This window comes from Sinorhizobium glycinis (genome assembly GCF_001651865.1).
Classification (GTDB): domain Bacteria; phylum Pseudomonadota; class Alphaproteobacteria; order Rhizobiales; family Rhizobiaceae; genus Sinorhizobium; species Sinorhizobium glycinis.
Genome location: NZ_LPUX01000062.1, coordinates 134,968 through 150,662, shown reverse-complemented (window position 1 = coordinate 150,662; position 15,695 = coordinate 134,968). Strand labels below are relative to the sequence as shown.

The window sequence follows — 15,695 nt, the reverse complement described above, 5'->3', positions numbered from 1 at the left end:
CCATGAACGAGAAGACAGAAACCGCCGGCCTTTCCTCCGACGCCACCGAAGTGCGCGCCCAGAAGCTCGATCTCCTGCGCGAGCAGATCGGCGACGTCTACCCGGCGCATTTCCACCGCACGCTCACCAATGCGGAACTTGCCGAAAAATATGCCGGTCTCGAGCCCGATACGGAAAGCGGCGACACGGTGACGGTCGCCGGCCGCGTCTTTTCCTCGCGCAATTCCGGCATGTTCATGGATATCCATGACGCCTCCGGCAAGATCCAGGTCTTCTCGCACAAGGACACGACGCCGGAAGAGGCGCGCGCGCTGCTGCCGATGGTCGACCTCGGCGACATCATCGGCGTTACCGGCGAGGTGCGCCGCACCAAACGCGGCGAGCTGACGGTGAACGCCAAGGAAATCACCATGCTCTGCAAGTCGCTCCTGCCGATGCCGGAGAAGTATCACGGGCTTGCCGACATCGAGACGCGCTACCGCAAGCGCTATCTCGACATCATGGTCAACGAGGAATCGAAGCTGCGCTTCCAGCAGCGGAGCCGCATCGTCTCCGGCATCCGCCGCTTCCTCGAGGAGGAAGGCTTCATGGAAGTCGAGACGCCGATGCTGCAGCCGATCTATGGCGGCGCCACGGCCGAGCCCTTCAAGACGCATCACAACACGCTGAAGCTCGACATGTACCTGCGCATCGCGCCCGAGCTTTACCTGAAGCGCGTGCTGGTTTCCGGGCTCACCGACAAGGTGTTCGAGATCAACCGCAACTTCCGCAACGAAGGCGTCTCCACCCGGCACAATCCGGAATTCACGATGATGGAGTGCTACTGGGCCTATGCGGACTACGAGGACATGATGGGCCTCGTCGAACGCATGTTCGAGAGCCTGGCGCTGGCGGTGCATGGCAAGACCGAGTTCGAGTTCGGCGACAAGCAGCTCTCCTTCAAGGGACCGTTCCCGCGCGTCTCGATGCCGGCTGCCGTCAAGGATGCGATCGGCGTCGACTTCCTCGCGATCAAGACCGACGAGGAAGCCCGCGAGGCGGCGAGGAACGCCGGTCTAGAGGTCGAGAAGGACGCCACCTGGGGCGAGGTCCTCGCCTTCATCTTCGAAGAGAAGGTCGAAGCGACTCTGATCCAGCCGGCCCATGTCATCCACTTCCCGAAGGACATCTCGCCCTTCGCCAAGGAAGTGCCGGGCGAACCGCGACTGGTCGAGCGCTTCGAGACCTATTGCAACGGCTGGGAGATCGGCAACGCCTTCTCCGAGCTCAACGACCCGGTCGAGCAGCGCGCCCGCATGGTCGAGCAGATGGAACAGGCCCACGCCCGCGGCGAAAAGGAAAAGACGCTGGACGAGGACTTCCTCGACGCCATGGACCAGGGCATGCCGCCCGCCGGGGGCCTCGGCATCGGCGTCGACCGGCTGATCATGCTGCTCACCAATTCGCCGTCGATCCGCGACATCATCCTCTTCCCGGCCCGCCGCCACAAGGGCGACTGAGCCGGAGGAAAGCCCGTAGATTAGCCCATCGCGCCAGCGGTGGGCTTTTTGTTTCTCGGGAGGGAAATACTGGAGCTGGGCTGACACGATCGAGGATATGCGGATGTTGATACCCCCTCTGCCCTGCCGGGCATCTCCCCCAAGGGGGAGATTGAGGAGGACCGCCGCGCACCAAAGCTACGGCATCGAGATTGACCATGTCGAGGAGAGGGAGCAGGGAGCCCACACCTTGCTGATCTCCCCCTTTTCGGGGAGATGCCCGGCAGGGCAGAGGGGGGCTGCTTTGAGTAGTCCTGGGATGCTCCCGTCTAACGGCCGCTCTAATGTCCGCTGTTTGCTTCAGCACTCTCGGCCGGATGCTCGCTTGATTCCGGAGCCTCGGCTCCTTCCACTTCCACCGCAGCCGGATCGACGCAGAGCGAGTGATCGTCCATCCTGGCCATGATGGCCCGGATCTCGTCGAGCCCGAGGCTCACCGCTTTGCCATGGAACATGCCGTCCGGATTGGCCGTGCCGTCATTGTAGGAAGCACGAAACGGCTCGTTCATGCCCTTGACGCTCCGCGGGCCGGGCGCGAAAAGCACTTCGGCACCGATCGCGGCGCCGCGCACCGCGGCGCGATCCTCGGGACCTGCCTCGTCGAGCACGATGACCTGAAAGAGGTCCGCCGGCTCCTTGCCGGCAAGTGCGCCGACGACTCGCAGCGCGGTACGGACCCGGTCCGGCCCGCCGGCCCTGTCCGTCTTCACATGCATGCGGATCCAGCGCTGCCCACGGTGGTCGAGCTTGAGCGTCCTGAGCGTCGTGCATTCGAGGCCGGAGGCGGATGGCTCCGAGAGCCGCGCCACGAGCCTGTCGCGCCCCACATAAACCGCGGCGCCGCCGGATGCGGCCGAAACGGCAAAGGCCGCGGCAAGGATGACCACGAGCCGCTTCGAAGGGCGCAATTTACTCAAGATAGCCTTCACAGGCGGCTCCGCTGCGGACGCAAATACAAGAAAAGCCAGAACGGCATTGAAGATAGGCGAAACACCCTTTCGGAAAGTTTAAGCGGACGGACGCAACACCCTTGCTCTCCTGCCCGTCATCAATAAAAACGAAGCGTCATTTCTCGATTGAGGGACCGGGGGAGCATGGCGCGTATCGGAATAGTTGGAGCGGGTATCATCGGCTGCGCGTCGGCCGTCCATCTCGTCGCCGAGGGTCACGCCGTCACCGTTTTCGAGAAGGACGTCGACGGCCTGCCTGCTTCGGTCGGCAATGCCGGCATTCTCGCGGTTCCGGAGATCGACCCCGTCGCCCGCCCCGAAATGCTCTTTGCGGCGCCGAAATGGCTTATCGATCCGCTCGGGCCGCTGACGCTTCGTTGGCAGGATCTGCCGGCGCTGACCCCATGGCTCTTCCGTTTCCTTCATGCGGCGCGACCCGCCCAAGTGGGGCGCTCCCGCCAGGCCCTGCTCGGCCTGATGCGCGACGCTCTCGCCGCGCATGAGGCAATGGCGAGGCTCTGCGGCGTTTCGGGCCATATGAGGCCGACCGGAGCGCTTACGATCTTCGACAACGAGGCCGCCCTCGACGCCGCGTTCCGGCACGAGCAGGCAACCGCCCGGCTTCTCGGCTTCTCCGTCGAGCGGCTTGACACCCGCGCTGCCCGCGACCGCGTTCCCGCACTCGAGGGCGTCTTCGCCGGCGGCGTCTTCAGCAGCGGATACCAGACGTTTGTCGATCCGCTCAAACTGCTGCGCGAGCTGCAGATCCACGTCCGGCAATGCGGCACGCTCGTCGAAACCGGCGTCGAGGCCGTGCAGCCGGGCGCCGAGGGGATCACCGTGGTCGCCGACAGCGGCGAACGGCACGTCTTCGACAAGGTGCTGATCGCAGCCGGCGTATGGTCGCGCACACTGGTCCGCCAGCTTGGACTGAAGGTTCTCTTGGAAACGGAGCGCGGTTACAACACCACCTTCGCCGACCCCGCGGTGAAGCTGGAAATGCCGATCTTCTTCGCCGAGCACGGCTTCGTGGCGACGCCGCTCGCCAACGCGCTGCGCATCGGCGGTGCCGTGGAACTGGCGCGGCCGGAGGCGCCGCCAAACTATGCGCGAGCCGCCGCGATGCGTCGGAAGATGCGGCGCTATGTTCCGGCCCTGCCGGAAACCGGCGGCAAGGAATGGATGGGCAGGCGCCCTTCGACACCGGATTCGGTTCCGGTCATCAGCCTGCATCCGTCGGATCCGCGTATTGCAATGGCGTTTGGCCACGGCCATCTCGGCCTGACCCTTTCGGCGATCACCGGCGCAAAGGTCGCCGCTCTCCTCTCGAAGCGGCCCAGTCCCGACCTCGAACCCTTCGGCATCGGCCGTTTCCAGTAGCACGAACGATACCCACTGATTGACTTTCGCTCCGGCCTTGTCCATTGCCGCCCACGCACACGACAAGGCATGGGGCCGAGATCCCGGAGAAGGAAGACGACATGCATAAGGTTATTTTCGATACGGATCCTGGCGTCGACGACGCCATGGCACTTCTCTTCCTGCACCGCCATCCGGAGATCGACCTTATCGGCATCACCTCGGTGTTCGGCAACGCTTCCATCGAGACGACGACGCGCAACGCGCTCTTTCTCAAGCAGGCCTGGGGTATTCCCGCACCGGTCGCCAAGGGCCTCGGCGAGATGTTCAATCCCGACCGGCCGCACATCGACTGGCCGACCGGGATCCACGGCCATGACGGGCTCGGCAATATCGATGTGCCGGACGAGATCGACCTGCCGCTCGACCACCGACCTGCCCATCGCTTCATCATCGACACGGTGCGCGCCAATCCTGGCGAGGTGACGCTCGTCGCCGTCGGCCGCATGACCAATCTGGCGCGCGCATTGCAAGAAGACCCGGAGATCGCCGGCCTTGTGAAGGCCGTGGTGATCATGGGCGGCGCCTTCGACGTGCCCGGCAACATCACGCCGGCCGCCGAGGCCAATATCCATGGCGACCCTGAGGCCGCCGACGCGGTGATGACTGCCCCATGGCCGGTGACGGTGATCGGCCTCGACGTGACCTCGCAAACGGTGATGACGCGCGCCATGCTCGCCGACATTGCCGAACGCGGCGGCAAGGCGGCGCGGCTCCTCGCCGACATTTCGCAGTTCTACATCGTCTTCTACGAGCAGCACGTCGACGACGGCATGGTCATCCACGACAGCTGCGCCTGCGCCTATGTCGTCGCACCGGAATTGTTCCGGACCCGCAGCGGCGCGATCCGCGTGCTCAGCGGCGGCATCGCCGACGGCCAGACGATCCAGAAGCCGGACGGCCGGCTTTTCCCGCCGAATGCCTGGGACGGGGCGCCGAGCCAGCAGGCCTGCATCGGCATCGATGCCGATGCGGTATTGAAGCTAATCGGCGAGACGCTGGCGAACGGCGATCGAATCGAGAAAAGAACCCCTCCCCAACCCCTCCCCACAGGTGGGAGGGGCTAGGAGCCCGCCGCAACCGCCTGCCATATTCAGCCTTTGCGTCTGACGACAACGATGAGATGGGGAAGCGAGCGCGGCCAAGTAAGTCCCTCCCCCTTGTGGGGAGGGGTTGGGGAGGGGTCTTTTTCAGCTGACGAAAAACCTGCCCGGATAGCTGGCAGAGGCGCGTTCGCCGGCTATCTTTATGCGCATGAAGCCGGACAGCTTGCTCTATCCTGCCCCGAGAGGGCTCTATTGCGCGAAGGGAGACTTCTACATCGACCCGGTCCAGCCGGTCGAAAGGGCGCTCATCACGCATGGCCATGCCGATCATGCCCGCGCCGGACATGGCCGCGTTCTCGCGACACGCGAAACGCTGGACATCATGCGCATCCGCTACGGCGAGGGATTTTGTGGTGAAAGCCAGGTGGCCAGCCTCGGCGAAACGATGGCGATCAACGGCGTGCGCGTCTCATTCCATCCGGCCGGCCATGTCCTCGGCTCCGCCCAGATCTCGGTCGAGGCCGGCGGGAAGCGGATCGTCGTCTCCGGTGACTACAAGCGGCGCTCCGACCCGACCTGCCGCCCGTTCGAGCCGGTCCCCTGCGATGTCTTCATTACCGAGGCGACGTTCGGCCTGCCGGTGTTCCATCATCCGGACGACCGGTTGGAGACAGCCCGGCTTCTCGCATCGCTGAAGCAATTTCCCGAACGCGCCCATGTCGTCGGCGCCTACGCGCTCGGCAAGGCGCAGCGGGTCATCGCGCTGCTGCGCCAGCATGGCTATGACGAGCCGATCCATATCCACGGCGCGCTCGCCAAGCTCTGTGAGTACTATCAGGCCGAGGGCATCGACCTCGGCGATATCCAATCGGCTACCCTTGCCGGCGAGAAGAGGCCGGATTTCGCCGGCGGCATCGTGATCGGCCCGCCTTCGGCCTTTGCCGACCGCTGGGCGCGGCGCTTCGCCGAACCGGTTGCCGTCTTCGCCTCCGGATGGATGCTCATTCGCCAGCGCGCCAAGCAGCGCGGCGTCGAACTGCCGCTCGTCATCTCCGACCATTGCGACTGGGCCGAACTGACCGGCACCATACGCGAGATCGCGCCGGCGGAGGTCTGGGTGACGCATGGCCGCGAGGAGGCGCTGGTGCGCTGGTGCGAGTTGGAGGGCATCCCGGCCCGTCCGCTGCATCTCGTCGGTTACGACGACGAGGGAGAGTGACGGATGAAAGCCTTTGCCGAACTGCTCGGCCGCCTCGTCCTGACGCCCCAGCGCAACGCCAAGATCAGGCTGCTTACCGACTACTTCCGCAGCAGCCCCGACCCGAGCCGCGGCTATGCGCTCGCGGCGATTGCCGGGACGCTCTCGCTCAATACGGTGAAGCCGGCATTGATCCGCGACCTGCTGCTCGAGCGCATGGACGAGGTGCTCTTCCATTACTCCTATGATTACGTTGGCGATCTCGCCGAGACGGTTTCGCTGGCCTGGGAGCCACCGGAGGGCACCGTTCCCGTGGACGTTCCACTCGGAGAGGTCGTCGAGCGGCTTCAGAGGGCGGGGCGTTCGGAGGTCCGGTCGCTCGTCCGCGACATGCTCGACCGGCTCGACACCGCCGGCCGTTTCGCCTTTCTGAAGCTGGTGACCGGGGGGTTGCGGATCGGTGTCTCGGCGCGGCTCGCCAAGCAGGCGCTCGCCGATCTGGGCGGCAAGGACATCGGCGAGATCGAAACGCTGTGGCACGGGCTTTCGCCGCCCTATCTGCCGCTTTTTCTCTGGCTTTCCGGCGAAGCGGAGATGCCTGTCCTCACTACGCCGGCCGTCTTCCATTCGGTGATGCTGGCGACCCCGATCGGCGAGGGTGATCTTGAAGGACTGGATCCGGCCGACTTCGCCGCCGAATGGAAGTGGGACGGCATCCGCGTCCAACTCGCCAACATCGGCGGTGTGCGGCGGCTCTACTCCCGCAGTGGCGACGAGATCTCGGGGGCCTTTCCGGAAATCGTCGAGGCAGCCGGCATCGCCGGCGTGATCGACGGCGAGTTGCTGGTCGGCGGAACGACGCGCACCAATCGCTCGACCGCCACATTCGGCGACCTGCAGCAGCGTCTCAATCGAAAGACCGTCAACCGCAAGCTGCTGGACGACTATCCGGCCTTCATTCGCGGTTACGACATCCTCTTTACGGGCGAGCGTGACATGCGGCCCGAACCTTTCCACGCCCGCCGTGAAGCCCTGGCCGCCCTCATCGACGCCGCTTCACCGCATCATTTCGACCTCTCGCCGCTCGTTCCTTTCTCGACCTGGGAGGAACTGGACCGCCTGCGCTCGGATCCACCGGATCCGGTCATCGAGGGCATCATGCTGAAGCGGCTCGACTCGCCCTATCTGGCCGGGCGGATGAAGGGCCCATGGTTCAAGTGGAAGCGCGCGCCGTTCAACATCGACGCGGTGCTGATGTATGCCCAGCGCGGCCACGGCAAGCGCTCGAGCTACTATTCAGACTTCACTTTCGGCGTCTGGACCGAGGCAGAAGGCGGCACGACGCTTGTTCCCGTCGGCAAGGCCTATTTCGGCTTCACTGATGCCGAGCTGGAGATACTCGACCGGTTTGTGCGCGACAACACGGTGGAGCGCTTCGGCCCGGTGCGCGCCGTGCGGGCCGAACCGGACGCCGGTTTTGTCGTCGAGGTGGCGTTCGAAGGCCTGAATCGTTCGACCCGCCACAAGTCGGGCGTCGCCATGCGCTTCCCGCGCATCGCCCGGCTGAGGCAGGACAAGCTGCCGCGGGAGGCCGACAGGCTGGAGACCCTGCAGGCGATGATCGGGATGAAGGGTTAGTTCCCACGGTTTCCCGCCCTCGCCTATTTCAGCGGTTCCGAATGAAGAATTGTTAAGGAGAGTTTGGAATATTCGGGCCGTCTGTCTCGCCGTCCGCATCCGCAGGGTCGTCTCGTGCCAAAACTACACGGTCAATATTTTGGGAAATACCGGCTCTCGCGGATTCTGACGCTCAATTACGTCCCGGCGCTCATCGCGACCCTCGTTGTTCTGATAGCCGGGATTCTCGCCGACAATCAGAACCGGGTTGTTTTCGAAGCGCGCCTGCGCTCCGAGGTGACGGACGAACTCAATCCGATACGCTCCCGCCTGGAGAGCAGCGTCAACGGCAATATCCAACTCGTCCGCGGGCTGATCGGCACGATCGCGACCGAGCCAGACATGCATCAGCAGCGCTTCAGCGAACTTGCGCAGAGCATCTTCAGCGAGCGCTCGCAACTCCGCAACCTCGCCGCAGCGCCCAACCTGGTCGTCTCGATGGTCTACCCGCTGGCGGGCAACGCGAAGGCTATCGGCCTAAATTACCGCAACAACGACAAGCAACGTGAATCCGTCATGCGCGTGGTGGCGAGCGGAAAGATGGTGCTTGCCGGCCCGGTCGATCTCGTCCAGGGCGGGCGCGGATTGATCGGCCGCTTTCCGGTGACGACCAGTGCCGGCGGCAGCAAGCGCTTCTGGGGCCTGGTGTCGGCGGTCATCGACATCGACCAGCTCTACCGCGACAGTGGCCTCGTCTCCTCGAGCTCGCGGATCGACATTGCCATCGCCGGCCGCGACGGCCAGGGACGCGATGGCGCGATTTTCTTTGGCGATCCGGCGATCTTCGAAAAGGCGCCCGTGGAGGTGGCCGTGACGCTACCGGGCGGCTCCTGGCGGATGGCGGCGATACCGAAAGGTGGATGGGCGGCGACGCCGGACAATGCCTTGCAGGTCCGCCTCCTGATCCTGCTCGGCGGCCTGATGATCGTCGTTCCGGTGATCGTCACCGGGTACCTGACGACGGAACGCCAGCAAAACATCCGCGCCCTGCGGCAGAGCAAGGATCAGCTGCTCGAGCTTTCGCATCGCCTGAAGATTGCGCTCGACACGTCCAAGATCGGCATCTGGGAACTCGATATCGACACCGGCAAGCTGCTGTGGGACAACCGCATGAAGGAGCTTTACGGCGTCGGCCCCTCCGTCCGTGAAACCTTCGACGACTGGAAGGAGGCGCTGCATCCCGACGATCTCCCCCGAGCCAAGGCGGAATATGCCGATACGGTCGCAAGCGGCGGCGCCTATAATTCCGAGTTCCGCATTCGTTTGCCCGGCGGCGATATCCGCTACATCCGCGCCAGCGGCTCCGTCCACATCGGCGCCGGCGGCAGCCGGAAGATCATTGGCGTCAACTGGGACGTGACGGCCGACGTCGAAACGCGGGCACGACTTTCGGAGGCCAAGCGTCTCGCCGAGGCACACAGCGCCGAGCTGGAGGCGGCGCGTCACCGGATGGAATTCAACGCGCTGCACGACCCGCTGACAGGTCTGCCGAACCGCCGCTTCCTCGACCAGATGCTTGGCGACCGTGCCCGGCAATTCGCCTCCGAGGACAGGGTCAGCATCTTTCATATCGACCTGGACCGCTTCAAGCAGATCAACGACACGATGGGCCATGCGGCGGGCGACGAGATACTCAGACACGCCGCCGGACTGCTGCGCTCAAGCGCGGGCGAGAGCGACTTCGTCGCGCGGATCGGCGGCGACGAGTTCGTCATCATCCGGGCCGGCGGCAACGCCGAGGACGATGCGGCGCTGGCCTCGAGCATCATCGAGGCGATGAGCACGCCGGTCCGCTACAAGGACCAGGAATGCCGCATCGGCGTCAGCATCGGCATTGCCGCCCAGGCCGCGCCAGCCGACGAGCTCGCCCAGATCCTCGTCAACGCGGATATCGCCCTTTACGAGGCGAAAAGGCGCGGCCGCAACAGGCACGAAACCTTTACCGGCGCGCTCAAGACGGCCGTGTTCCAGACGAAGCAGACGGCCGACGAGATTCTGCGCGGTCTCGAGCAGAACGAGTTCGTCGCCCATTTCCAGCCGCAATTTTGTCCGGCGACGCTGGACGTCATCGGCGTCGAAGCCCTGGCGCGATGGGATCATCCCACCAAAGGGCTCATCGGACCGCATGCCTTCCTGAAGACAGCCGAGGACATCAACGTCGTCGCAGCCATCGACCAGGCGATCCTGGAACAGGCGCTCTTCCAGATCTGCCGCTGGGAGGCAAACGGCATCCGCATACCCAAGGTGTCGGTCAATCTCTCCTATTCGCGCCTGCGCGACGAGGGGCTGATCGAACGCCTCGAGCAGATGCGGATACCCGAAGGGCGGCTTTCCTTCGAACTGCTCGAATCGATCTCCTTCGACGAAAACGATACGACGCTGCTGTCGAACATCAGACGCATCAAGGAACTCGGCATCGACATCGAGATCGACGACTTCGGCACCGGCTACGCCTCCATCCTCAGCCTCTTGAAGCTGACGCCGCGGCGCCTGAAGATCGACCGGCAACTGGTGCTGCCGATTCTCCAGTCCTCCCAGCAACGCCGGCTCGTCGAATCGATCATCGACATCGGCACCTCGCTCGGCATCGAAGTGATCGCCGAGGGCGTGGAGACGCGCGAGCACGCCGCCATTCTCAAGCAGCTCGGCTGCCATGGGTTGCAGGGCTATGCATTCGCCCGGCCGATGAGCGCCAATGATCTCGCCGCCTTCGTCTTCGAGCGGAAATGGCGCGCCGCCTGAGATTGCCTCGGGAAACGCGGCGCTCTGGCTCCGGGGTTCCTGTATCACGGCGGATCGGCGCGTTTTTCTCTGCCGGAAGGCTTGGCAGTAGAACGCAAAAAAGTCATAAAAACATATGCCTCTGCCGCTTCGCGGATAATCCTGGCATTGTCGGCGACGGTTGCTTCGGCGGCTGGCCCTCGGGAACCATCAGTTCCCCCACCCAGACACCCAGACCGAAAGGGCTGAACGATCGAATACGCGGAAAAATTGCTGTCCGTCTTCATTGTCGCCCCGTTCGGGGGAAGCCTCATCGCAATCTTCTTTCCGTCCGATCAACGCGGCGCCACGGCCTGGTTCGCAGGCGCGATCGCCCTCGTCTGCTTCCTGCTCACCGCCGGCCTCTATCCCTTCGTCGCCACCGGCGGCGTGCTCCGCTTTGAGCTCGACTGGGTCCCCGAACTCGGGTTGAACTTCACCTTGCGTCTGGACGGCTTCGCATGGCTGTTTTCGGCGCTGATCACGGCGATCGGATTTCTGGTCGTCCTCTACGCGCGCTACTACATGGCCGATGAAGACCCCGTGCCGCGCTTCTTCGCACTTTTCCTCGCCTTCATGGGGTCGATGCTCGGCGTGGTGCTGTCCGGCAATCTCATCCTGCTCGCGGTCTTCTGGGAACTGACGAGCATCGTTTCCTTCCTGCTGATCGGCTACTGGCATCACAACGCGCATGCTCGCGACGGCGCGCGCATCGCGCTGACGATGACCGGCATGGGCGGTCTTGCGATGCTCGTCGGATTGCTGCTGATCGGCCGGGCCGTCGGCAGCTACGATCTCGACGCCGTGCTCGCCTCGGGCGACGCGATCCGCAGCGATCCGCTCTACAACGTTATCCTCGTTCTCGTCCTGCTCGGCGCCCTGACCAAAAGCGCCCAGTTTCCCTTTCACTTCTGGCTGCCGCATGCCATGGCAGCGCCGACGCCGGTTTCTGCCTATCTGCACTCGGCGACCATGGTGAAGGCCGGCGTCTTTCTGCTGGCGCGGCTGTGGCCGGTGATGGCCGGTACGGAAGCCTGGTTCTGGATCGTCGGCCTGGCAGGCCTGACGACGCTGCTGCTCGGCGCCTATTTCGCGATCTTCCAGCAGGACCTGAAGGGGTTGCTCGCCTATTCGACGATCAGCCATCTCGGGCTGATCACCGTTCTCTTGAGTCTCGGCAGCCCGCTGGCCGCCGTCGCCGCGGTCTTCCATATCGTCAACCATGCGACCTTCAAGGCCTCACTGTTCATGGCCGCCGGCATCATCGACCATGAAACCGGCACGCGCGACATGCGCAGGCTGAGCGGCCTTTTCCGTTACATGCCGATCACCGCGACGCTCGCCATGGTCGCGAGTGCCGCCATGGCCGGCGTACCGCTCCTCAATGGCTTCCTTTCGAAGGAAATGTTCTTCGCGGAGGCGATCGAAACGCATCTCGTCAATGCACTCGATACGACGACGCCATACGTCGCGACGATTGCAAGCATGTTTGCGGTCACATACTCGTTGCGCTTCATCCACAGCGTCTTCTACGGGCCGCTGCCGTTCGATCTGCCGAAGAAGCCGCATGAGCCGCCGCGCTGGATGCGGGCTCCCGTCGACTTCCTGGTGCTCGCCTGCCTGGTCGTCGGCATTATTCCCGCTCAGACGATCGGTCCTTTCCTGCACACCGCCGTCGTCTCGATCCTGCGCGAGGACACGCCCAGCTACAGCCTCGCTGTCTGGCACGGCTTGAACATCCCGCTGATCATGAGCTTTGTGGCGCTCTCGGGCGGCATCGGTCTCTATTTCCTCATGCGTTCGTATCTCGCGACCGGCATCGAGGGGCCGCCGGTGTTCCGGCTGCTCCAGGGACAGCGCATCTTCGAGCGCGTGCTGGTGACGCTGTCGTGGAAGTGGGCCCGTTCGCTGGAACAAAGCCTCGGCACGCGCCGTCTGCAGCCGCAGATGCGGCTCCTGATTTTCCTGGCGCTCGCCGCCGGCGCCCTGCCCCTTGCCGTGGGCGGCTATCAGCTACCTCCGCTCCTCATCCGCGGCATCGACCCGGCCTTCGCCCTGCTCTGGGGGACCGGCATCGCCTGCGCTGTTGGCTCGGCCCTCCTGGCGAAATTCCACCGCCTGGCATCGCTCGTGCTCCTCGGCGGCGCCGGGCTCGTCACCTGCCTCACCTTCGTCTGGCTGTCCGCTCCAGACCTTGCCGTTACACAGCTTCTCGTCGAGATCGTCACAACGGTGCTGATCCTGCTTGGGCTGCGCTGGTTGCCGAAGCGCATCGAGGAACCCGAGACGGCGGACATTCCGCTCAAGATCCGCTTCCGGCGCTTGCGTGACTTCCTGCTCGCGACCCTGGCGGGCGGCGGGGTCGCGCTCGTCGCCTACACGGTGATGACGCGGCCGTTGGTGCCAGAGACCATCGCCAGCTACTTCCTCGCCCAGGCCTACCACGAGGGCGGCGGAACGAATGTGGTCAATGTCATCCTCGTCGATTTCCGCGGCTTCGACACGCTCGGCGAAATCGCCGTCCTCTGCATCGTCGCGCTGACGGTCTTCGCGCTCTTGCTGCGCTTCCGCCCGCATCCGGACAGCCTGGAAACGCCGGAGCAGCAAAGGGTGCAGAACGCCTATGACGACGATCATCCCGAAAGGGCGGAGGGCGACAGCGTCGCCGAATATCTTCACATCCCTTCGGTGATCATGCGCTGGATGTTCCCCGTCACGGGCATGCTCGCCGCCTATCTGTTCCTGCGCGGCCACGATCTGCCGGGCGGCGGCTTTGCCGCGGGGATTGCCATGTCGATCGGCTTCATCCTGCAATATATGTCGGGCGGCACCCGCTGGGTGGAGGAGCGGCTGCGCATTCACCCGCTTCGCTGGATGAGCATCGGTCTCCTGATCGCTTTGGCGACGGGCGTCGGATCCTGGCTGTTCGGCTATCCGTTCCTGACATCGCGCGCCGAATATGCCAGCCTGCCGATCATCGGCAAGGTGCCGCTCGCAAGCGCCATCCTCTTCGACCTCGGCGTCTTCTCGCTCGTGCTCGGCGCCACGGTACTGATGCTGATCGCGCTGGCGCACCAGTCGGTCCGCCGCGCAGCACGCGCGCATATGCGAGCCGCGCGCCCCGAAAGGGAGGCGGCACAGTAATGGAACTCATTCTCTCCGCCGGCATCGGGGCGCTCGCCGCATCTGGCGTCTATCTTCTCCTGAGACCGCGAACCTATCAGGTGATCATCGGGCTTTCGCTGCTCTCCTATGCGGTCAATCTCTTCATCTTCAGCATGGGACGGCTCAGGGTAAACGCCCCGCCGGTGCTCGATCCGGGCGGCGCGGGCGACCTCTGGCGCTACACCGACCCCGTTCCACAAGCCCTCGTCCTGACGGCGATCGTCATCGGCTTCGCCATGACCGCGCTCTTTCTCGTCGTGCTGCTCGCCTCGCGCGGCTTCACCGGCACCGACCATGTCGACGGAAGGGAGCCACCGCGCGGTGACTGATTGGCTGCACCACCTCCTGATCCTGCCGGTCCTGCTGCCGCTCGCCGTCGCGGCGGTGTTGATCCCGATCGACGAGCGCGAACGCACGATGAAGGGAGCGATCGGCTTCGCCTCGACGCTCGTCGTCTTCATCGTCACGATGATCCTGATGCGGCTTGCCGCGGCAGGCGAAGGCAGCCTGCCCGCCGGCGGCGTCTACCAGCTTGGCAACTGGCCCGCGCCGTTCGGCATCGTCCTCGTCCTCGACCGGCTGTCGGCGCTGATGCTCTGCCTCGCAAGCGGCCTGGCGCTTGCCGCGCAGGTCTATTCGATGGCCCGCTGGCACACCGCCGGACACCATTTCCATTCGCTGTTCCAACTGCTCGTCGCCGGTCTCAACGGCGCCTTCCTGACCGGCGACCTGTTCAACCTCTTCGTCTTCTTCGAGATGATGCTCGCCGCGTCCTACGGCTTGCTGCTGCATGGCTCCGGCCCCCTGCGCGTCAAAGCCGGACTCCACTACGTCGCCATCAATCTCGCCGCCTCGTCGCTGTTCCTGATCGGCGTCAGCCTGATCTACGGCGCCACCGGCACGCTCAGCATGGCGGATCTCGCCACGAAGCTCGCCACGCTCGCGCCGGAAAGCCGGCGGCTCGTAGAAACCGGCGCCGCCGTGCTGGGCGTCGCCTTTCTCGTCAAGGCGGGCATGTGGCCGTTGAGCTTCTGGCTGCCGGCGGCCTATGCGGCGGCAACGCCCCCCGTCGCCGCCGTCTCCGCCATCCTCACGAAGGTGGGGATCTACGTCATCCTCCGCCTGCATATGCTCGTCTTCGGCACCGCGGCGGGCGCGTCGGCCGGATTCGGTCAGGAGTGGCTTCTGACCGGCGGCATGCTGACGATCGCCTTCGGCACCATCGGCGTGCTTGCTTCTCAGGCGATGGGACGGCTCGCCGCCTATTCGGTGCTCGTCTCCTCCGGGACGCTGCTCGCGGCGATCGGCCTCGGACGACCGGAAATGCTCGCGGGCGCCCTCCTCTATCTCGTCAGCTCGACGCTGACGATTGCCGCCTTCTTCCTGCTCATCGAGCTTGTCGAGCGCGGCCGCGATGCCGGCGCCGACGTTCTGGCGGTGACCATGGAAGCCTATGGCGACTTCGACGATGATGAAGAAGAGGAGGAAGTGGGCGTCGCCATTCCAGGCACGATGGCCATTCTCGGGCTCTGTTTCTGCCTGTGCGCCATCCTGCTTTCCGGCCTGCCGCCGCTTTCGGGCTTCATCGCCAAATTCGCGCTGCTGCGCGGGCTCTTCGACCTGCCGGAGGCAAACCCTGCCAGCGCCATTTCCGCCGCCGACTGGATCTATGTGGCGCTCGTCATCCTTTCGGGTCTCGCCGCCATGATCGCCATGAATCGGGTCGGCATCCGGACCTTCTGGGCTTCGATCGAGGGGACTATACCACGCGTCGTCGTCATCGAGATCACGCCCGTTGCCGTCCTGCTCGCCGCCTGCATCTTCCTGAGCTTCCAGGCCCGGCCGGCGATGCGATACATGCAGGCGACCGCCGACGATCTGCTCGCGCCCCTCGTCCTCAGCGAGCGGGTTCTTTCCGCACCCAGGGCGGGGGGCGAGTAGC

10 protein-coding genes are annotated in these 15,695 nt (G+C 64.7%); 9 read left to right on the top strand and 1 reads right to left on the bottom strand.

The annotated features are described in order from the left end of the window. Positions 1-2: 2 nt before the first annotated feature. On the top strand, positions 3-1,499 hold the full coding sequence (gene lysS / locus AU381_RS18850) for a lysine--tRNA ligase (RefSeq protein ID WP_064243272.1): 1,497 nt from the start codon (positions 3-5) through the stop codon (positions 1,497-1,499). Between the two features lie 320 nt (positions 1,500-1,819). Here lysS and AU381_RS18845 read toward each other — a convergent pair whose 3' ends face one another. Further along, positions 1,820-2,467: a hypothetical protein gene (locus AU381_RS18845; protein WP_064243271.1), complete on the bottom strand. Its 648-nt coding sequence runs from the start codon at positions 2,465-2,467 to the stop codon at positions 1,820-1,822. A 165-nt stretch (positions 2,468-2,632) separates the two neighbouring features. Between AU381_RS18845 and AU381_RS18840 the strand changes: the two genes are divergently transcribed. The 8 genes from AU381_RS18840 (at position 2,633) to AU381_RS18805 (ending at position 15,694) form a co-directional block, all read left to right on the top strand. After that, positions 2,633-3,868, top strand: coding sequence for an NAD(P)/FAD-dependent oxidoreductase (locus tag AU381_RS18840; RefSeq protein WP_064243270.1), 1,236 nt, complete (start codon positions 2,633-2,635; stop codon positions 3,866-3,868). Positions 3,869-3,969: 101 nt separating this feature from the next. Next, on the top strand, positions 3,970-4,974 hold the full coding sequence (locus AU381_RS18835; RefSeq protein WP_064243269.1) for a nucleoside hydrolase: 1,005 nt from the start codon (positions 3,970-3,972) through the stop codon (positions 4,972-4,974). Positions 4,975-5,161: 187 nt separating this feature from the next. Then, a complete protein-coding gene (locus tag AU381_RS18830) occupies positions 5,162-6,172 on the top strand; it encodes a ligase-associated DNA damage response exonuclease (protein ID WP_064243459.1) in 1,011 nt (336 codons plus the stop codon). Between the two features lie 3 nt (positions 6,173-6,175). Continuing rightward, on the top strand, positions 6,176-7,789 hold the full coding sequence (locus tag AU381_RS18825; protein WP_064243268.1) for a cisplatin damage response ATP-dependent DNA ligase: 1,614 nt from the start codon (positions 6,176-6,178) through the stop codon (positions 7,787-7,789). A 114-nt stretch (positions 7,790-7,903) separates the two neighbouring features. After that, positions 7,904-10,570, top strand: a complete 2,667-nt coding sequence (locus tag AU381_RS18820; protein WP_064243458.1) for a bifunctional diguanylate cyclase/phosphodiesterase — start codon at positions 7,904-7,906, stop codon at positions 10,568-10,570. A 249-nt stretch (positions 10,571-10,819) separates the two neighbouring features. Continuing rightward, on the top strand, positions 10,820-13,732 hold the full coding sequence (locus tag AU381_RS18815) for a monovalent cation/H+ antiporter subunit A (protein WP_064243267.1): 2,913 nt from the start codon (positions 10,820-10,822) through the stop codon (positions 13,730-13,732). Continuing rightward, on the top strand, positions 13,732-14,082 hold the full coding sequence (locus AU381_RS18810; protein WP_064243266.1) for a Na+/H+ antiporter subunit C: 351 nt from the start codon (positions 13,732-13,734) through the stop codon (positions 14,080-14,082). The genes AU381_RS18815 and AU381_RS18810 overlap by 1 nt, the downstream gene beginning before the upstream one ends. After that, positions 14,048-15,694, top strand: coding sequence for a monovalent cation/H+ antiporter subunit D (locus tag AU381_RS18805; RefSeq protein ID WP_064243265.1), 1,647 nt, complete (start codon positions 14,048-14,050; stop codon positions 15,692-15,694). The genes AU381_RS18810 and AU381_RS18805 overlap by 35 nt, the downstream gene beginning before the upstream one ends. Position 15,695 lies beyond the last annotated feature (1 nt).

Bases quoted from the DNA above. Each gene is read 5' to 3' on its own strand.
- AU381_RS18825 (WP_064243268.1), top strand. From the start codon at position 6,176: ATGAAAGCCTTTGCCGAACTGCTCGGCCGCCTCGTCCTGACGCCCCAG.
- AU381_RS18840 (WP_064243270.1), top strand. From the start codon at position 2,633: ATGGCGCGTATCGGAATAGTTGGAGCGGGTATCATCGGCTGCGCGTCG.
- AU381_RS18830 (WP_064243459.1), top strand. From the start codon at position 5,162: ATGAAGCCGGACAGCTTGCTCTATCCTGCCCCGAGAGGGCTCTATTGC.
- AU381_RS18835 (WP_064243269.1), top strand. From the start codon at position 3,970: ATGCATAAGGTTATTTTCGATACGGATCCTGGCGTCGACGACGCCATG.
- lysS (WP_064243272.1), top strand. From the start codon at position 3: ATGAACGAGAAGACAGAAACCGCCGGCCTTTCCTCCGACGCCACCGAA.
- AU381_RS18805 (WP_064243265.1), top strand. From the start codon at position 14,048: ATGTCGACGGAAGGGAGCCACCGCGCGGTGACTGATTGGCTGCACCAC.
- AU381_RS18810 (WP_064243266.1), top strand. From the start codon at position 13,732: ATGGAACTCATTCTCTCCGCCGGCATCGGGGCGCTCGCCGCATCTGGC.